The sequence below is a fragment of the Pseudomonas sp. 2(2015) genome, assembly GCF_000955865.1.
Classification (GTDB): Bacteria; Pseudomonadota; Gammaproteobacteria; order Pseudomonadales; family Pseudomonadaceae; genus Aquipseudomonas.
Window position 1 is genome coordinate 1 of record NZ_JYOF01000012.1, and the last position, 18,951, is coordinate 18,951.

18 protein-coding genes and 1 pseudogene are annotated in these 18,951 nt (G+C 63.5%); 16 read left to right on the forward strand and 3 right to left on the reverse strand.

All coding sequences use genetic code 11. The annotated features are described in order from the left end of the window. The 12 genes and pseudogenes from UB48_RS16885 to UB48_RS16940 all read left to right on the forward strand — a co-directional run. Positions 1-765 (forward strand): annotated as a pseudogene (locus UB48_RS16885) (serine hydroxymethyltransferase); the annotation flags it as partial. Positions 766-785: 20 nt separating this feature from the next. After that, positions 786-2,036, forward strand: a complete 1,251-nt coding sequence (locus UB48_RS16890; RefSeq protein ID WP_038998326.1) for a sarcosine oxidase subunit beta family protein — start codon at positions 786-788, stop codon at positions 2,034-2,036. 14 nt (positions 2,037-2,050) lie between these two features. Then, complete coding sequence (locus UB48_RS16895; RefSeq protein WP_045199126.1) at positions 2,051-2,380, forward strand: sarcosine oxidase subunit delta; 330 nt, start codon at positions 2,051-2,053, stop codon at positions 2,378-2,380. Next, on the forward strand, positions 2,377-5,394 hold the full coding sequence (locus UB48_RS16900) for a sarcosine oxidase subunit alpha (protein WP_045199128.1): 3,018 nt from the start codon (positions 2,377-2,379) through the stop codon (positions 5,392-5,394). Before UB48_RS16895 ends, UB48_RS16900 begins: the two co-directional genes overlap by 4 nt. Before the next feature lie 137 nt (positions 5,395-5,531). Then, on the forward strand, positions 5,532-6,164 hold the full coding sequence (locus UB48_RS16905; protein ID WP_045199130.1) for a sarcosine oxidase subunit gamma: 633 nt from the start codon (positions 5,532-5,534) through the stop codon (positions 6,162-6,164). Positions 6,165-6,175: 11 nt separating this feature from the next. Next, entirely contained in the window at positions 6,176-7,033 is an 858-nt protein-coding gene (purU, locus tag UB48_RS16910; protein WP_045199132.1) for a formyltetrahydrofolate deformylase, read from the forward strand. Positions 7,034-7,211: 178 nt separating this feature from the next. Beyond that, a complete protein-coding gene (fdhA, locus tag UB48_RS16915; protein ID WP_045199135.1) occupies positions 7,212-8,411 on the forward strand; it encodes a formaldehyde dehydrogenase, glutathione-independent in 1,200 nt (399 codons plus the stop codon). 183 nt (positions 8,412-8,594) lie between these two features. Beyond that, positions 8,595-9,161 carry a DUF2780 domain-containing protein gene (locus tag UB48_RS16920; protein WP_045199137.1) on the forward strand — a complete coding sequence of 189 codons (567 nt, stop codon included), beginning with the start codon at positions 8,595-8,597 and terminating at the stop codon, positions 9,159-9,161. 71 nt (positions 9,162-9,232) lie between these two features. Next, positions 9,233-9,661 (forward strand): DUF350 domain-containing protein, encoded by a 429-nt coding sequence (locus tag UB48_RS16925; RefSeq protein ID WP_045199139.1) that lies wholly within the window; start codon positions 9,233-9,235, stop codon positions 9,659-9,661. 16 nt (positions 9,662-9,677) lie between these two features. After that, positions 9,678-10,445, forward strand: coding sequence for a DUF1190 domain-containing protein (locus UB48_RS16930; RefSeq protein WP_045199141.1), 768 nt, complete (start codon positions 9,678-9,680; stop codon positions 10,443-10,445). A 13-nt stretch (positions 10,446-10,458) separates the two neighbouring features. Then, complete coding sequence (locus UB48_RS16935; RefSeq protein ID WP_045199143.1) at positions 10,459-11,055, forward strand: DUF1190 domain-containing protein; 597 nt, start codon at positions 10,459-10,461, stop codon at positions 11,053-11,055. A 9-nt stretch (positions 11,056-11,064) separates the two neighbouring features. Continuing rightward, complete coding sequence (locus UB48_RS16940; RefSeq protein ID WP_045199145.1) at positions 11,065-12,222, forward strand: glutathionylspermidine synthase family protein; 1,158 nt, start codon at positions 11,065-11,067, stop codon at positions 12,220-12,222. Here UB48_RS16940 and UB48_RS16945 read toward each other — a convergent pair whose 3' ends face one another. After that, positions 12,223-13,110 (reverse strand): acyltransferase, encoded by an 888-nt coding sequence (locus UB48_RS16945; RefSeq protein WP_045199146.1) that lies wholly within the window; start codon positions 13,108-13,110, stop codon positions 12,223-12,225. It lies immediately after the preceding gene. A 180-nt stretch (positions 13,111-13,290) separates the two neighbouring features. Between UB48_RS16945 and UB48_RS16950 the strand changes: the two genes are divergently transcribed. The 4 genes from UB48_RS16950 to creD all read left to right on the forward strand — a co-directional run bounded on the left by UB48_RS16950 (position 13,291) and on the right by creD (position 17,454). Then, positions 13,291-13,794: an ATP-dependent zinc protease gene (locus UB48_RS16950; RefSeq protein ID WP_045199147.1), complete on the forward strand. Its 504-nt coding sequence runs from the start codon at positions 13,291-13,293 to the stop codon at positions 13,792-13,794. A 113-nt stretch (positions 13,795-13,907) separates the two neighbouring features. Then, positions 13,908-14,591, forward strand: a complete 684-nt coding sequence (gene creB, locus UB48_RS16955; RefSeq protein WP_045199148.1) for a two-component system response regulator CreB — start codon at positions 13,908-13,910, stop codon at positions 14,589-14,591. Further along, positions 14,591-16,024: a two-component system sensor histidine kinase CreC gene (gene creC, locus UB48_RS16960; protein WP_045199149.1), complete on the forward strand. Its 1,434-nt coding sequence runs from the start codon at positions 14,591-14,593 to the stop codon at positions 16,022-16,024. The genes creB and creC overlap by 1 nt, the downstream gene beginning before the upstream one ends. A gap of 95 nt (positions 16,025-16,119) precedes the next feature. Next, positions 16,120-17,454, forward strand: coding sequence for a cell envelope integrity protein CreD (gene creD, locus UB48_RS16965; RefSeq protein WP_045199151.1), 1,335 nt, complete (start codon positions 16,120-16,122; stop codon positions 17,452-17,454). 150 nt (positions 17,455-17,604) lie between these two features. Here the strand turns inward: creD and UB48_RS16970 are convergent, their stop codons facing one another. Next, on the reverse strand, positions 17,605-18,237 hold the full coding sequence (locus UB48_RS16970) for a glutathione S-transferase (protein ID WP_045199153.1): 633 nt from the start codon (positions 18,235-18,237) through the stop codon (positions 17,605-17,607). A gap of 9 nt (positions 18,238-18,246) precedes the next feature. Continuing rightward, positions 18,247-18,915, reverse strand: coding sequence for a peptide-methionine (S)-S-oxide reductase MsrA (gene msrA / locus UB48_RS16975; protein ID WP_045199155.1), 669 nt, complete (start codon positions 18,913-18,915; stop codon positions 18,247-18,249). Between the last annotated feature and the right edge of the window lie 36 nt (positions 18,916-18,951).

Consider the following 18,951-nt stretch of genomic DNA (forward strand, 5'->3'; position numbering starts at 1 on the left):
CGACGAAGTCGAGCGCCTGGCGCTGGAGAACAAGCCGAAAATGATCGTCGCCGGGTTCTCGGCCTACTCAAAAACCCTCGATTTCCCACGCTTTCGTCAGATCGCCGACAAGGTCGGTGCTTATCTGTTCGTCGACATCCCACGTTGCCGGCCTGGTCGCCGCTGGCCTGTACCCGAACCCGCTGCCTTACGCTGATGTGGTCACCACCACCACCCACAAGACCCTGCGCGGCCCGCGTGGCGGTCTGATTTTGGCGCGCAGCAACGAAGAGATCGAGAAGAAGCTCAACGCCGCGGTATTCCCCGGTGCCCAGGGCGGCCCGCTGATGCACGTGATCGCCGCCAAGGCGGTGTGCTTCAAGGAGGCGCTGGAGCCTGGCTTCAAGACCTATCAACAGCAGGTGATCGACAACGCCCAGGCCATGGCCGAAGTGTTCATCAAACGCGGTTATGACGTGGTTTCCGGCGGCACCGACAACCACCTGTTCCTGGTCAGCCTGATCCGCCAGGGCCTGACCGGCAAAGAGGCCGACGCCGCCCTCGGCCGTGCGCACATCACCGNNCGACCCGCAGTCGCCGTTCGTCCCCTCCGGCCTGCGCATCGGCACCCCGGCGGTCACCAGCCGCGGCTTCAAGGTCAGCCAGTGCGTGGAGCTGGCCGGCTGGATCTGCGACATCCTCGATAACCTCGGCGATGCCGACGTCGAGGCCGATGTTGCGAAGAACGTGTCGGCACTCTGTGCAGATTTTCCGGTTTATCGCTGAGTGGTCCAGGAGTAAAGACTATGCAACGTTACTCAGGCTTCGGCCTCTTCAAGCACTCGCTCAGCCACCACGAAAACTGGCAGCGCATGTGGCGCACGCCCACCCCGAAAAAAGTCTACGACGTGGTCATCGTCGGTGGTGGCGGGCATGGCCTGGCCACCGCCTACTACCTGGCCAAGGAACACGGCATCACCAACGTGGCAGTGGTCGAGAAGGGCTGGCTGGGAGGCGGCAACACCGCGCGCAACACCACCATCGTCCGCTCCAACTACCTGTGGGACGAGTCGGCGCACCTGTATGAACACGCGATGAAGCTCTGGGAAGGGCTGTCACAAGACATCAACTACAACGTGATGTTCTCCCAGCGCGGCGTCTACAACCTCTGTCATACCTTGCAGGACATGCGTGATTCCGAGCGTCGGGTCAGTGCCAACCGCCTCAATGGCGTCGACGGCGAGCTGCTCAATGCTCAACAAGTAGCTGAAGAAATCCCTTACCTGGACTGCTCGAAGAACACCCGCTACCCGATCATCGGCGCCACCGTGCAGCGCCGCGGTGGTGTTGCCCGCCACGACGCCGTGGCCTGGGGCTTTGCCCGCGCCGCCGACGCCCTGGGCGTCGACCTGATCCAGCAAACCGAAGTGATCGGTTTTCGCAAGGAAAACGGCGTGGTCATCGGCGTCGAGACCAACAAAGGCTTTATCGGCGCCAAGCGCGTCGGCGTGGTCACCGCCGGTAACTCCGGGCACATGGCCAAGCTCGCAGGTTTCCGCCTGCCGATCGAATCGCATCCGCTGCAAGCACTGGTGTCCGAGCCGCTCAAGCCGATCATCGACAGCGTGATCATGTCCAACGCCGTGCACGGCTACATCAGCCAGTCGGACAAGGGCGACCTGGTCATCGGCGCCGGCATCGACGGCTGGGTCGGTTACGGCCAGCGCGGTTCGTACCCGGTGATCGAGCACACCCTGCAGGCCATCGTCGAAATGTTCCCGATCCTCTCGCGGGTGCGCATGAACCGCCAGTGGGGCGGCATCGTCGATACCACCCCGGACGCCTGCCCGATCATCTCCAAGACCCCGGTGAAGAACATGTTCTTCAACTGCGGCTGGGGCACCGGCGGCTTCAAGGCCACCCCGGGCTCGGGCAACGTCTTTGCCGCAAGCCTGGCCAAGGGCGAAATGCACCCGCTGGCCAAACCCTTTTCCATCGACCGTTTCCACAACGGTGCACTGATCGACGAACACGGCGCCGCCGCTGTCGCCCACTAACAGGAGAAATCCCCATGTTGCATATCTTCTGTCCCCACTGCGGCGAGCTGCGCTCCGAAGAGGAGTTCCACGCCGCAGGCCAGGCGCACATTCCCCGGCCGCTGGACCCCAACGCCTGCTCCGACGAGGAGTGGGGCGACTACATGTTCTTTCGCGATAACCCCCGTGGCCTGCACCACGAGCTGTGGATTCACGCCGCTGGTTGCCGCCAGTATTTCAACGCCACGCGTGACACGCTGACCTACGAAATTCTCGAAACCTATCCGATCGGCGCCAAGCCGCAGGTCACCGGCAAGAACACCAGCCCGCAGTTGGCAGTCAGTGGTCAGGGAGAAAAGGTATGAGCCAGGTCTATCGCCTGTCCAACGGCGGTCGTATCGATCGCAGCAAAGTCTTGAACTTCACCTTCAACGGCCAGACCTACCAGGGCTTTGCCGGTGACACCCTGGCCGCCGCGCTGCTGGCCAACGGCGTCGACATCGTCGGGCGCAGCTTCAAGTACTCGCGCCCCCGCGGGATCATCGCCGCAGGTAGCGAGGAGCCCAACGCCATCCTGCAGATCGGCGCCACCGAAGCCACCCAGGTGCCCAACGTGCGCGCCACCCAGCAGGCGCTGTACGCCGGCCTTGTGGCCACCAGCACCAACGGCTGGCCGAATGTGAACAACGACGTCATGGGCATCCTCGGCAAGGTCGGCGGCAAGCTGATGCCGCCGGGTTTCTACTACAAGACGTTCATGTACCCGCAGTCGTTCTGGATGACCTACGAGAAGTACATCCGCAAAGCCGCCGGCCTTGGCCGTGCGCCGCTGCAGAACGACCCGGACAGCTACGACTACATGAACCACCACTGCGACGTGCTGGTGGTCGGCGCCGGCCCCGCCGGCCTGGCCGCAGCCCTGGCGGCTGGCCGCAGCGGCGCGCGGGTGATCCTCGCCGATGAACAGGAAGAGTTCGGCGGCAGCCTGCTCGACAGCCGTGAGACTCTCGACGGCAAGCCGGCCGCCGACTGGGTTGCGGCAGTGGTGGCCGAGCTCAAGGCACTGCCGGAAGTCACCCTGTTGCCACGGGCCACGGTCAACGGCTACCACGATCACAACTTCCTCACCATTCACGAGCGCCTGACCGACCATCTGGGCGATCGCGCGCCGATCGGCCAGGTGCGCCAGCGCATGCACCGGGTACGCGCCAAGCGTGTGGTGCTGGCGACTGGCGCCCACGAGCGGCCTTTGGTGTACGGCAACAACGATGTGCCGGGCAACATGCTTGCCGGTGCGGTCTCGACCTACGTGCGCCGCTATGGCGTGGCGCCGGGGCGCAAGTTGGTGCTGTCGACCAACAACGACCATGCCTATCGCGTGGCCCTGGACTGGCACGACGCCGGCCTGAACGTGGTCGCCGTCGCCGATGCCCGCCACAACCCGCGCGGTTCGTTGGTGGAAGAGGCGCGGGCCAAGGGCATTCGCATCCTCACCTCCAGTGCGGTGATCGAGACGCGCGGCAGCAAGCACGTGACTGCAGCCCGGGTTGCCGCCATCGACGTCAAGGCGCATAAGGTCAGCAGCCCCGGCGAGTGGCTGGATTGCGACCTGGTAGCCACCTCCGGCGGCTACAGCCCGGTGGTGCACCTGGCTTCGCACCTGGGCGGCAAACCGGTCTGGCGTGAAGACATTCTCGGTTTCGTACCCGGTGAAGCACCGCAAAAACGCGTGTGCGTGGGTGGCATCAACGGTGTGTTCGCCCTTGCCGACACCCTCGCCGATGGTTTTGAAGGCGGCGTGCGCGCCGCCACCGAAGCCGGTTTCAAGGCGGTGCTGGGGGTGATTCCGAAAGTCCTGGCACGCCAGGAAGAACCAACCGTGGCGCTGTTTCAGGTGCCCCACGACAAGAACACAGCACGGGCGCCGAAGCAGTTCGTCGACCAGCAGAACGACGTCACCGCCGCTGCCATCGAACTGGCTACCCGCGAAGGCTTCGAGTCGGTCGAGCACGTCAAGCGCTACACCGCGCTGGGCTTTGGTACCGATCAGGGCAAGCTGGGCAACATCAATGGCCTGGCGATTGCCGCCCGTTCGATGGGCATCACCATCCCGGAAATGGGCACCACCATGTTCCGCCCCAACTACACGCCGATCACCTTCGGCGCGGTGGCGGGCCGGCACTGCGGGCACCTGTTCGAGCCGGTACGCTTTACTGCCCTGCATGCCTGGCATGTGAAGAACGGCGCCGAATTCGAAGACGTCGGCCAGTGGAAGCGCCCCTGGTACTTCCCGCGCAACGGCGAGGACATTCATGCCGCCGTGGCTCGCGAGTGCAAGGCGGTGCGTGACAGCGTCGGCCTGCTCGACGCCTCGACCCTGGGCAAGATCGACATCCAGGGCCCGGACGCGCGCGAATTCCTCAACCGCATCTACACCAACGCCTGGACCAAGCTCGATGTTGGCAAGGCCCGCTACGGCCTCATGTGCAAAGAAGATGGCATGGTCTTCGACGACGGCGTCACCGCCTGTGTCGGCGACAACCACTTCATCATGACCACCACCACTGGTGGCGCGGCGCGGGTGCTGCAGTGGCTGGAGATCTACCAGCAGACCGAATGGCCGGACCTGAAAGTGTACTTCACCTCGGTCACCGACCACTGGGCGACCTTGACCCTGTCGGGCCCCAACAGCCGCAAGCTGCTCAGCGAAGTCAGCGATATCGACCTGGACAAGGACGCCTTCCCGTTCATGACCTGGAAGGAGGGCCTGGTCGGCGGTGTGCCGGCGCGGGTGTTCCGTATCTCGTTCACCGGCGAGCTGTCGTATGAAGTCAACGTCCAGGCCAACTACGCCATGGGCGTGCTGGAGAAGATCGTCGCTGCCGGCAAGCAATACAACCTGACCCCGTACGGCACCGAAACCATGCACGTACTGCGCGCCGAGAAGGGCTTCATCATTGTCGGCCAGGACACCGACGGCTCGATGACCCCGGACGACCTCAACATGGGCTGGTGTGTTGGCCGCACCAAGCCGTTTTCGTGGATCGGCTGGCGCGGGATGAACCGCGAAGACTGCGTGCGCGAGAACCGCAAGCAGCTGGTCGGGCTCAAGCCGGTCGACCCCAACAAGTGGCTGCCAGAAGGCGCGCAACTGGTGTTCGACCCGAAACAAGCGATCCCGATGGACATGGTCGGTCACGTCACCTCCAGCTACGCCAGCAACTCCCTGGGCTATTCGTTTGCCATGGGTGTGGTCAAGGGCGGGCTCAAACGCATCGGCGAACGGGTCTACTCGCCCCAGGCCGATGGCAGCGTGATCGAGGCCGAGATCTGTACTTCGGTGTTCTTCGATCCGAAGGGTGAACGGCAGAACATCTAACGCAAGGTTGATGCAGTACCTGTGGGAGCGGGCTTGCCCGCGATGCAAGGCGAAGCCTTGCGGGGCTCCCATCGCTGGCAAGCCAGCTCCCACAGGGATCGCGTTACCAGGTCCACAGAATTCAAGGCAGGTGTGTAATGAGCACGATCAACCTCTACCAGCAACGCCCCGGCAACGACGCCAAGGCCGAAACGCCACTGCACCACGCCGACCTGCCGAGCCTGATCGGCAAGGGTCGAAAAAACGCCGGGGTAACCCTGCGCGAGAAAAAACTCCTCGGCCACCTCACCCTGCGTGGCGATGGCAAGGACCCGGCCTTCGCCGGCGGTGTGTTCAAGGCCCTGGGCCTGGAGCTGCCGGTGGCCCTGACCGTGGTCGCCAACGGCGAGATGTCGCTGCAGTGGCTGGGCCCGGATGAATGGCTGCTGATCGTCCCCGGTGGTGAGGAATTTGCCGTCGAGCAAAAGCTGCGCGACGCCCTCGATGGCCTGCACATTCAGATCGTCAACGTCAGTGGCGGGCAAACCGTGCTGGAACTGAGCGGCCCCAACGTGCGCGACGTGTTGATGAAATCCACCAGCTACGATGTACATCCAAACAACTTTCCGGTGGGCAAGGCCGTCGGCACGGTATTCGCCAAGTCGCAACTGGTGATCCGTCGCACCGGTGAAGAAACCTGGGAGCTGCTGATCCGCCGCAGTTTCTCCGACTACTGGTGGCTGTGGCTGCAGGACGCTTCCGCCGAATACGGCCTGAGCATTCAGGCTTAAGGAGCAATGCCATGAGTCGTGCACCGGACACCTGGATTCTCACCGCCGACTGCCCGAGCCTGCTCGGCACGGTGGATGCGGTGACGCGTTACCTGTTCGAGCAGCACTGCTACGTTACCGAGCACCACTCGTTCGATGACCGGCTGTCCGGGCGCTTTTTCATTCGCGTGGAATTCCGCCAGCCGGATGATTTCGACGAGGCCAGCTTTCGCGCAGGCCTGGCCGAGCGCGGCGCGGCGTTTGGCATGCTGTTCGAGCTGACCGCGCCCAAGCACCGACCGAAAGTGGTGATCATGGTCTCCAAGGCCGATCACTGTCTCAACGATCTGCTCTATCGCCAGCGCATCGGCCAGTTGAGCATGGACGTGGTGGCGGTGATCTCCAACCACCCGGACCTCGAGCCCCTGGCCCACTGGCACCGCATTCCCTATTACCACTTCGCCCTCGACCCCCATGACAAACCGGCGCAGGAGCGCAAGGTGCTGCAAGTGATCGAGGAGTCCGGCGCCGAGCTGGTAATCCTTGCCCGCTACATGCAGGTGCTGTCGCCCGAATTGTGCCGCAAGCTCGACGGCTGGGCGATCAACATCCATCACTCGCTGCTGCCCGGCTTCAAGGGCGCCAAGCCCTACCACCAGGCCTACAACAAGGGCGTGAAACTGGTGGGTGCCACCGCGCACTACATCAACAACGACCTCGACGAAGGGCCGATCATCGCCCAAGGCGTCGAGGCGGTGGACCACAGCCATTACCCCGAAGACCTGATCGCCAAGGGCCGTGATATCGAGTGCCTGACCCTGGCGCGGGCGGTGGGCTATCACATCGAGCGGCGGGTGTTCCTCAACGCCAACCGGACGGTAGTGCTCTGACGGCCGCCATCGCGGGGCAAGCCCGCTCCCACAGGTACTGCATACACCGGACCTGTGGGAGCTGGCTTGCCAGCGATGAGGCCCTCGAGTCGGAACAAAGATTCCAGTAACACAGCGCCGCCCCCGGGCAGCGCACTTTGCACCGCTACATAACAACAAACTTTAGCGAGGTGAAAGCATGTCTGGTAATCGTGGTGTGGTGTATCTCGGCGCTGGCAAGGTCGAGGTGCAGAAGATTGACTACCCGAAAATGCAGGACCCGCGCGGTCGCAAGATCGAGCACGGGGTGATCCTGCGGGTGGTCTCCACCAATATCTGTGGCTCCGATCAGCACATGGTCCGTGGGCGTACCACGGCCCAGGTCGGCCTGGTGCTGGGCCATGAAATCACCGGCGAAGTCATCGAGAAGGGCAGGGACGTCGAGAACCTGCAGATCGGTGACCTGGTTTCGGTACCCTTCAACGTCGCCTGCGGCCGCTGCCGCTCATGCAAAGAGCAGCACACCGGCGTCTGCCTCACCGTCAACCCGGCCCGCGCCGGCGGTGCCTATGGCTATGTCGACATGGGCGACTGGACCGGTGGCCAGGCCGAATACGTGCTGGTGCCTTACGCCGACTTCAACCTGCTGAAACTGCCGAACCGCGACAAGGCCATGGAGAAGATCCGCGACCTGACCTGCCTGTCGGACATCCTCCCTACCGGCTATCACGGCGCGGTGACGGCCGGGGTTGGCCCGGGCAGCTCGGTGTACATCGCCGGTGCCGGCCCGGTGGGCCTGGCTGCAGCGGCGTCGGCGCGCCTGCTGGGCGCTGCGGTGGTGATCGTCGGCGACGTCAACCCGGTGCGCCTGGCCCACGCCAAGGCCCAGGGTTTCGAAATTGCCGACCTGTCCCAGGACACCCCGCTGCACGAGCAGATCGCCAACCTGCTGGGCGAGCCGGAAGTCGACTGCGCGGTCGATGCCGTGGGCTTCGAAGCCCGTGGCCACGGCCATGCCGGTGCCAAGCACGAAGCGCCGGCCACCGTGCTCAACTCGCTGATGGGCGTGGTGCGGGTTGCCGGCAAGATCGGTATCCCTGGCCTGTACGTCACCGAAGACCCGGGCGCGGTGGATGCCGCGGCGAAGATCGGCAGCCTGAGCATCCGTTTTGGTCTTGGCTGGGCCAAGTCGCACAGCTTCCACACCGGGCAGACCCCGGTGATGAAATACAACCGCCAACTGATGCAGGCGATCATGTGGGACCGCATCAACATTGCCGAAGTGGTGGGTGTGCAGGTGATCAGCCTCGACCAGGCACCTGAAGGCTATGGCGAATTCGATGCCGGCGTGCCGAAGAAATTCGTCATCGACCCGCACAAGCTGTTCAGCGCTGCCTAAAAACATCGCGGGGCAAACCCGCTCCCACTGTGCCTGTGGGAGCGGGCTTGCCCCGCGATAGAGGTCTGTCAGCCACATCGCATCGCGGGGCAAGCCCGCTCCCACCGGGTACAAGGGAACAATCCCCCGCGCACAAGGTCGAAACCTCGTTTTCCCTGCCTTAACGGCTGACGAGGTATTTCGATGAAACGTTTCGCACTGGTCACCCTGGTGGCCCTGGCTGCCACTCCGGTATTCGCAGGCTTCAGCCTCAATGACGCGGCCAATGTCTACAACGCCGCCAAGGGCAACAGCGGCGATGCCGCGGTACAGGCCCCCGCTGCTTCGGCGAACCTGCTCAATACCCTCGGCAGCGAACTGAAAGTCACCCCCGAACAAGCCATCGGCGGCACCGGCGCATTGCTGGGCCTGGCCAAGAACCAGCTCAACAGCGGCGATTACGAGCAACTGAGCAAAGCCGTGCCCGGCCTTGACCTGCTTTCCGGCGAGAAGGCCCTGGGCGGTTTGAACGGTCTGGGCACGCTGCTGGGCAAGAGCGACAAGTCCTCGGCCCTGAGCAATGCCTTGGGTAATGTCAAAGACACCAATGACCTCAACAACGCCTTCAGCGCGCTGGGCATGGACACCGGCATGATCGGCCAGTTCGCGCCGTTGATCCTGCAGTACTTGGGCCAGCAAGGCGTCGGCGGCTCGCTGTTGCAGAGCCTGGGCAGCCTGTGGGGCACAGGGGCGGGCGTACCTTCCGTGTAAGCCAGCTATTTGCGCGGGCGGGGCGGTGTGCTATATGTCCCGCCCCGTTTTACAAGGAAGTGTGATTCGCCATGTTCATGGACGCCCTGAAGATGTCTTTGCCTGCCGACGCCGTGTTCGGCTTTGTGGTCTACATGCTCGGCGCCGCCGTGCTGTTCGGCCTCTACGCATTCATCTACACCCGCCTGACCCCCTACAACGAATTGCGCTTGATCCGCGAAGGCAACAATGCCGCCGCCATTGCCCTGGCCGGTGCCTTGATCGGTTTTGCGATTCCGGTGGCCAGTGCCATTTCCCATTCGATTTCGCTGCTCGACTTCCTGCTCTGGGCGCTGATTGCCGCAGTGGTGCAGTTGCTGGCGTTCGTGGTGGTCAACCGCTGCGTCAAAGGCATGGCTGAACGGGTTGCCCGCCAGGAAACCGCCTCGGCCATTTTGCTGGCCGCCGTGTCCATTGGTATTGGCCTGCTCAACGCCGCCTGCATGACCCCCGCCGCCTGATCAGGGACGATCGACAATGAAACGCAGCAAAACCATTCGCCTGGTCGCCCTCGGCAGCCTGCCGCTGGTGCTGTCCGCCTGTGGCGACCGGCCGACCAAAATCATCAGCGAAACCAAGCGCTACCAGGACGTCGACTATTGCGTCATGGACGGCAAGCCGCGCCAGGTGTGCCAGCAAGCCTGGGTCGCCGCGCAGAACCACCATGCCGCCAACGTCCCGCGCTTTTTGACCGCCGAGGCCTGTGAGGCGGTCTATTTCAAGTGCGATTTTCGCCGTTACGCCAACAACTACGTGCCGCCGATGGAAGGCTTTGCCCTGACCACCGAACGCCAGGTGTACGCCGACGATGAGGACAACAGCAGCAGTTCGTCGACCAACAGCTCATCGTCGAGCGGCGGCTCCGGCGGCGGTCGTCGCTATTACGAGTACACCGACACCGATGCGCGCTATTCGACCGAGGCGATCTATCACGAGCGCGACGGGCGCAATGCGTTCAAGGTCAGCACCCTGACCGAGCAAGTGGCAAACCACAATTACTACGCCGGCCTGGACACCTCGCACCCGGCCTCGCAGCCGTTCAGCGAAGCCGCGCAGCATGCGGCGGCGAGTGGCGGCGGTAGCGCCGTTGCCGGCAGCGACCCGGCGCACGTGGGCAGCGCCCATCCGGCGATTATCCCCATGGCCCAGACTAACAAGCTGATCAGCTCGGCCCGGCCGTTCGCGGTGGGTACCCACAACGGTTTTGTCTCGCGTGCTTCGGGGCGTGGCGGCTTCGCTTCCTGAACGAGGTCAGCCGATGAAACGCAGCAAATCCCTGCGCCTGCTGGCCTTGGGTAGCCTGCCGTTGGTGCTCAGCGCCTGCGACAACCAGGTGGCGGCAATCAAGCCGTATAGCGAGGTGCGTCACCATCAAGGGGTGCAGCAGTGCATTGGCAGTGGCACCCGCGCTGAAGCGTGCAATGAGGCACGGGATGTCGCGCAGCAGCTGCACTATGCCCACGCGCCGCGCTTTGATGACCTCAACGCCTGCCAGCTGCGCTTTGAGCGCTGCCAGCAGGTCGAGGGCAACGGCTTTTTCCTGCCGGGCATGGACGGTTTCAAGCTGACCACCGAGCGCCAGGTCTACGACGACGGGGTGCCGATCGACCAGGCGCACTGGACCAGCCTGCGCTACGTCGATGCCGCACCGCGCTACCTGGCGGAGCCTGTGTACCGGGCGCGGACGGGGCGCGAGGCGTTTGTCAGCAGTGCATTGAGTGAACAGGGCAGAGCTGACGTGGCGCCTGCCCAATTGCGTGTTTTCGGCGGTAACAGCTATGGCTCGACGCGTTGGTTGACCCTGGATAGCAACGGGTTCAACAGCCGCTCGTCGCTACGCGGCTACAGCACCTGAGGATTGCAGATGAAGCGAATTTCCATCGCCCCGCGCCCGGACTGGCGTGCCACCGCCGAGCAGTTCGGTTTCAATTTCCACACCTTCGGCGACGAGCCCTACTGGGACGAGTCGGCCTATTACCAGTTCAGCCTGCGGCAGATCGAAGACGATCTTGAAGAGCCCACCCGCGAACTGCATGAGCTGTGCATGGCGCTGGTGGCCGAGGTGGTCGACAGTGAAGAACTGCTCGAGCGCCTGGCGATCCCGCCACCGTACTTCGATTTGATCCGCCGCTCGTGGCGCGACGGCCACCCGCATTTCTACGGGCGCATGGACCTGTGTTACGACGGCAAGGGCCCGGCCAAGCTGCTGGAGGCCAACTACGACACGCCGACGTCACTCTACGAAGCCAGTTTCTTCCAGTACCTGTGGCTGGAGCAGCAGATGCAGCGCGGCATGCTGCCGGCCGACGCCGACCAGTTCAACAGCCTGGAAGACAAACTCACCCAGGTGATGGGTGCTAATACCTTTGCCACGCCGTTCTACTTTTCTTCGGTGAAAGACTCGATCGAAGACCGCGGCACCGTCGAATACCTGCGCGATATCGCCCTCGGCGCCGGGCTCGATGCGCGCCTGGTAGACATGGAAGACATCGGCCTGAGCCGCGGCGGGCGTTTTGTCGATGATGTTGGCGCACCGATCCCGAGCCTGTTCAAACTCTACCCCTGGGAAGACATCTTCCATGACCCCTACGGCCCGGCGATCGCCACCAGCGGTACCTTGTTCGTCGAGCCGCCGTGGAAGGCGATCCTTTCCAACAAGGGCATGCTGGCGCTGCTGTGGGAGCGCCACCAGGGCCACCCGAACCTGCTGCCGGCGTTCATCGAGCAAACCCCGGGCGCGCCCCTCGACAAGGGCTGGGTGCGCAAGCCGTTCTTCTCGCGCGAAGGCGCCAACATCGAGATCCACACCGGCAGTGGCAAGCGGGTGGTCGAAGATGGCCCGTATGGCGGCGGGCCGAGCATCATCCAGCAGTTCCAGGCGCTGCCGCGCTTTGGCGACAGCTACACGGTGATCGGCAGCTGGGTGGTCGGCGACCTGCCGGCGGGCATCGGCATTCGTGAAGACAACTCGCTGATCACCAAGGACAGCAGCCGCTTTTTGCCCCACGCGATCATCGACTGATCAGCGCAGCTCGGCGCGCAAGGCCTCGATGCGGGCGTCCTTGGCGTGCCAGAGCTGGTTGACCCAGTCCTGCACGGTCTGGCGAAACACCGGGTCGTTCTCGTAGTCGCCGCTCCACAGTGCCGGGTCCAGCTCATGTACCTGGATGTCGATGATCACCTTGGGCAAATTGCCGCTGAGCAGGTCCCAGAACCCTGGGGCCTTGTCGCCGGGGTAGACGATGGTGACATCCAGCAGGGCGTCGAGCTGTTCGCCCAGCGCCGCCAGCACGAAGGCCACGCCGCCGGCCTTGGGCTTGAGCAGATGCTTGAAGGGTGACTGTTGGGCGGCGCGCTTGGCCTCGGTGAACCGCGTGCCTTCGAGGTAGTTGACCACGGTCACCGGCTGGCGCTTGAACAGCTCGCAGGCGGCCTTGGTGATTTCCAGGTCCTGGCCCTTGAGCTCGGGGTGCTTGTCGAGGAAGGCCTTGCTGTAGCGCTTCATGAACGGGTAGTCCAGGGCCCACCAGGCCAGGCCCAGCAACGGTACCCAGATCAGCTCCTTTTTCAGGAAGAACTTGAAGAACGGTATGCGCCGGTTGAGCACCTGGATCAGCGCCGGGATATCCACCCAGCTCTGGTGGTTGCTGACCGCCAGGTACGAGGTGTCGAGGCGCAGGTCGGCGGCGCCGCGCACGTCCCAGATGGTCGGGATGCACAGGCGGAAGATCAGTTTGTCGATTTCGGCCCAGGTTTCGGCGATCCACATCACCGCCCACGAGGCATAGTCGCGGTAACGGCCGGGCAGGACCAGTTTGAGCAGGGCAAAGACCATCAGCGGGCCGATCAGGACCAGGGTGTTGAGCAGCAACAGCAAGGTCACAAGAATGCCCGTCAGCAAGCGGCGCATAAGAAAGCTCTTATATTCAAGTAAGCGGTCGACAATGATAAGCACCCGGTCGGCGTACGCCAAATGCTCCGGTCTGCTCCCTCCGGACAAATGTTTCACATTGTGTTGAATAAGCTATTGGCGCGAACCTATCCTGCCTTCGCAGTCTAAACACTGTCTTATCTCAAGGAAGCGGATCCTGTGAAATCGGTACTTGCACTGCTGTCCCTGTTAGCCCTGCCGGCCCTGGCCGCCGAGCCGACCCTGTATGGCCGCTACGAATACATCAAACTGCCGGAAGTCGGTGGCCAGACCTTCAAGGCCAAGATGGACACCGGCGCGCTGACCGCTTCGCTGTCGGCCAAGGACATCGAAACCTTCACCCGTGACGGCGAAGAGTGGGTGCGCTTTCGGGTCGCCACCAAGGACGCCGACGGCAAGGTCTATGAACACAAGCTGGCGCGCATCAGCAAGATCAAGAACCGCGCCGATGAAGACGAAGACGGCGAGGGCGCCGAGATCAGCAAGCGCCCGGTGGTCGACCTGGAGCTGTGCCTGGGCGACGTGAAACGCAACGTCGAGGTCAACCTGACCGACCGCAGCAGTTTCAACTACCCGTTGCTGATCGGTGCCAAGGCGCTGCGCGAGTTCAAGGCGGCGGTAAACCCGGCGCGGCGCTTTACCGCAGACAAGCCGAGCTGCTGAGCAGCTCACTAGCTGCAAGCTTTAAGCGACAAGCTGCAAGAAAAAGCGGTTCAGTGTAACTTCACGCGATCCGCTTCTTCTTGAAGCTTGTCGCTTGAGGCTTGCCGCTCCAGATGCCCCACATTTTAATTGTCGAAGACGAAGCGGCCATCGCCGATACGCTGATTTTCGCCCTGCAAGGCGACGGTCACAGCACCGAGTGGGTGACCCTGGGCAGCGCCGCGCTGGAGCAGCAACGCCAGCGCCCGGCCGACCTGATCATCCTCGACATTGGCCTGCCGGACATCAGCGGCTTCGAAACCTGCCGGCAACTGCGCCGTTTCAGCGAGGTGCCGGTGATGTTCCTCAGCGCTCGCGATGGCGAAATCGATCGGGTGGTGGGCCTGGAAATCGGCGCCGACGATTACGTGGTCAAACCCTTCAGCCCTCGCGAAGTGGCGGCCCGGGTACGGGCGATCCTCAAGCGCATGGCGCCGCGCGCGGAACCTGTGGTGAGCGCCGCCGAGCTGTTCCAGGTCGATACCCTGCGCATGCAGATCCACTACCGTGGCCAGGCCCTGAGCCTGACCCGCCACGAGTTTCGCCTGCTGCAAAGCCTGCTGGAGCAACCGGAGCGGGTGTTCAGCCGCGAGCAACTGCTCGATGCCGTCGGGGTCGCCGCCGATGCCGGCTACGAGCGCAGCATCGACAGCCATATCAAGAGCCTGCGCGCCAAGCTGCGTGCGGTGGCTGCCGACGCCGAGCCGATCCAGACCCACCGCGGCCTGGGCTACAGCTACAGCCCGAGCCATAGCTGATGCGCCTGGGGATCCGGATTTTCCTGGTGTACTTCCTGTTCGTCGGGCTGACCGGCTACTTCATCCTCAGCACTGTGCGCGAGCAGATCCGCCCCGGTGTGCGTCAGTCCACCGAAGAAACCCTGGTCGACACCGCCAACCTGCTGGCGGAAATCCTCCACGACGACGTCAAGGCCGGCACCCTTGGCCAGAGCCGTTTGCCGGTGCTGCTGCGCGCCTACGGCCAGCGCCAGCCCAAGGCCGATATCTGGGGCTTGTCGAAGAACCAGGTCAACCACCGCATCTATGTCACCGATGCCCAGGGCAAAGTGCTGCTCGACTCGGCCGGCGTGGCGGTAGGCGAGGACTATTCGCGCTGGAACGACGTCTACCTGACCCTGCGCGGCCAATACGGTGCACGCTCGACTCGCAGCAACCCGGACGATCCGGATTCGTCGGTGATGCACGTGGCGGCGCCGATCCTCGATGACGGCAAGATCATCGGCGTGATCACCGTGGCCAAGCCGAACAAATCGCTGCAACCCTATATCGACCGCTCCGAGCGGCGCCTGCTGTACCTCGGCCTGGGCCTGATCGGCCTTGGCCTGCTGGTGGGCGCGGCATTGTCGTGGTGGCTGGCGCGCTCGCTGCGCCGCCTGACGCGCTACGCCCAGGCGGTCAGTGAAGGCGAGCGCACGGCGCTGCCGCATTATCGCGGGGGTGAGTTGTGGCAACTGGCGGCGGCGGTGGAGCGCATGCGCACCCAGCTTGAAGGCAAGGATTACGTCGAGCGCTATGTGCACACCCTGACCCATGAGCTGAAAAGCCCGTTGGCGGCGATTCGCGGCGCCAGCGAGCTGCTCCAGGGGCCGATGAGCGACGAACAGCGCCAGCGTTTTGCCGGCAATATCGAAAGCGAAAGCGCACGTATGCAGCAATTGATCGAACGCCTGCTCAACCTGGCTCAGGTCGAGCAGATGCAAGCGCTGGAAGAACAGCAACAGGTGCCGCTGGCAGCATTGGTCGACGAGTTGCTGCTGGCCCAGGGCGCGCGGATCGAAAGCGCCGAGCTGCAGGTGCGTCAGCGTCTGCCCGCGGGCGCGCGCCTGCTGTGTGACCCGTTCCTGATGCGCCAGGCCATCGCCAATCTGCTCGACAACGCCCTGGACTTCACCCCTCCAGGCGGTTTGCTGGTGTTCGAGCTGGAGCACGGCGATGGCCGCGTGGCCTTGAGCCTGTTCAACCAGGGCGAGTCGATTCCGGACTACGCCCTGGGCCGGCTCAGCGAGCGCTTCTATTCGCTGCCACGACCGTTCAGTGGGCGCAAGAGCACCGGCCTGGGGCTGAATTTCGTCGAAGAGGTGATGCAGCTGCATGGTGGCGCGCTGGAAGTGGCCAACGTCGAGGACGGCGTGCGCGTACGGTTGTGGCTGCCGGCCAAGCGCCTGGGCTGAAAACTTCACAGAGTCTGCACACAGGCTCCACATAAGTCCGCAAGGGCTCCATTTCGTTTGCGCAGACTCTGCCCATCGAAACCGGAGTCCTGTCCATGCACCGCAAACTGAGTTACAAACTGGCCGTGATCGGCTTTTTGATCGTATTGCTGCTGATCCCGTTGTTCATGATCGGCGGCTTGATCCAGGACCGTCAGTACCAACGCGATCGCGTGGTGCGCGACATTGCCGAAAGCTCAAGCTTCGCCCAGCAGATTACCGGGCCGATGCTGGTGGTGCCGTACCGCAAGATTGAACGGCGCTGGAAGACCGAAGAGGGCAAGAGCTTCCAGGAAATCAGCCAGGTCAACGGTCATTTGTATTTCCTCCCGGAAACCTTCGACCTCAACGCCAGCATCGACACCGAGCTGCGTTCGCGCGGTATCTACGAAGCGCGCCTGTTTCACGCCAATAGCCACATCAACGGCCATTTCGAGATCCCGGCAAACTGGGGCATTACCGAGGACTTCGAGGATTACCGCTTCGAACCTGCGTTCCTGGTCGTCGGTATCAGCGACATCCGCGGCATCGAAAAAGGCCTGCAACTGCAGCTCAACGACCAGCGCCTGGACTTTGCCGCCGGCACCAAGCTGGGCTGGATGAGTGGTGGTGTGCACGCACTGTTGCCCGGTGTCGATGGCAAGGTCGCCAGCGTGCTCAACTATGCCTTCGACCTCAGCCTGCAAGGCACCGAGCAGCTGCAGGTGGTGCCGGTAGGGCGTAGCACCAGCGTGGCCATGGCCGCCAACTGGCCGCATCCGAGCTTTGACGGCAACTACCTGCCGGTCAGCCGCAAGATCGATGCCGGTGGTTTCTCGGCGCGCTGGCAGACCTCGTTCTTCTCCACCAACCTCGAAGACGCCCTGACCCAGTGCGTGGTCAACGACAAGTGCAATGCCTTCAACGGTCGCGCTTTCGGGGTCAGCTTCATCGACCCGGTGGACCAGTACCTCAAGAGCGAGCGGGCAATCAAATATGCGCTGCTGTTCATCGCCCTGACCTTTGCCGGCTTCTTCCTCTTCGAAGTGCTCAAGGGCCTGAGCGTGCACCCGATCCAGTACGGCCTGGTGGGCGTGGCCCTGGCATTCTTCTATCTGCTGTTGCTGTCGTTGTCCGAACACCTGGGCTTTGCCATGGCCTATGCCTTGTCGGCGAGCGGCTGTGTGTTGCTGATCGGCTTCTACCTGTGCCACGTGCTGCACAGCGTGTTGCGCGGCATGGGCTTTGCCCTGGGCCTGGCGATGCTCTACGGCATGCTCTACGGTCTGCTGACGGCCGAGGATTACGCTTTGCTGATGGGTTCGCTGCTGCTGTTCGCGCTGCTGGGTGTGTTCATGGTCCTGACCCGTCGCCTGGACTGGTATGGGGTTGGCCAGGTGAAGCTGTCGTGAGCGGCTTGCGCGAGGAGAGGTATCTGGGGGCTGTGCTGGCGATGAAAATCGCCAGGCTGTTCGTGCGCTGGGAGGCAGAAGTCAGCATCGCGGGGCAAGCCCGCTCCTACCACGCACGTAGGAGCGGGCTTGCCCCGCGATAAGGCCGGCTCAGACAATCGACGGGTCAGTCGCGCGCATCGATTCACGCAGGCATACCTGCGCATACCACCCCGCCAGTTGCGGCTGTTGTTCACGCCAGCCGAAGTCGGGGAAGCGCAGGTCGAGGTAACCCAGGGCGCAGGCCACACCGATGGCGGCGATGTCGAAGCCTGAGGCAAGGTCGGCGAAATGCTGCTGCTCAAGGTTGCTCAGGCCACGACGGATCTTGTCCTGCTGCGCCTCGATCCAGCTGTCCCATTGCTTGTCCTTGGGCCGCAGGAAGGTTTCGTAACGGGTCAGCACCGCGGCATCCATGATCGCATCGGCCAGCGACGCCAGGGTCAGGCGATGCCAGCGCGGCCAGCCGTCACGGGGGATCAGCGGGTTGCCGACATGCTGCAGGTCGAGGTATTCGCAGATCACCCGGCTGTCGTGCAGCACGCTGCCGTCAGCCAGGCGCAGGGCCGGGATCTTGCCGGCCGGGTTGCCCTGGTTGAGCTCGGCCACCGGATCGACCGGGGTGAGGTTGACGGTCTGCAGCGCCACCCGGTCGGTTTGCCCGGTTTCGTGCAGCACCACCAGGACCTTGCGCACGAACGGCGAGGCCGGCGAATGGAACAGGGTCATGCTTGGTGCGGACATGTCGATCCCTCAGTTGCCCTGCAGGCTCGGTGGCAGGCAGACACCGGTACCGCCGATGCCGCAGTAGCCGTCGGGGTTCTTGGCCAGGTACTGCTGGTGGTAGGCCTCGGCAAAGTACACGGTCGGCGCCTGGTCGATCTCGGTGGTGATCTCGCCGAAACCGGCTTTGCTCAGTTCGGCCTGGTAGGCCTGCTTGCTGGCCAGTGCCTCGTCCAGTTGCTGGGGGCTGGTGCAGTAGATTACCGAGCGGTACTGGGTGCCGATGTCGTTGCCCTGGCGCATGCCCTGGGTCGGGTTGTGCAGTTCCCAGAACATCGCCAGCAGCTCTTGGTAGCTGACCTTGTCCTTGTCGAACACCACCAGCACCACTTCGGTGTGGCCGGTCAGGCCCGAGCAGACTTCTTCGTAGGTCGGGTTGGGGGTGAAACCGCCGGCATAGCCGACCACGGTGCTGACCACGCCTTCACGCTGCCAGAAGCGCCGCTCGGCCCCCCAGAAGCAGCCCAGGCCAAAGATTGCGAAGTCGATGGCGCCTTCGAAGAACGGGCCGAGCAGCGGGGTGTCCTTGAAGACAAAATGCTTCTCGGGCAGGGTCATCGGGGTTTCGCGGCCAGGCAAGGCCTGTTCGGCAGTGGGCAGGACGTTTTTGTTCACCAGAATCTCCGAGCGCAGGACCATGATCGTTCCTCTGCTGATTGGGGTAGGCAAGGCTGG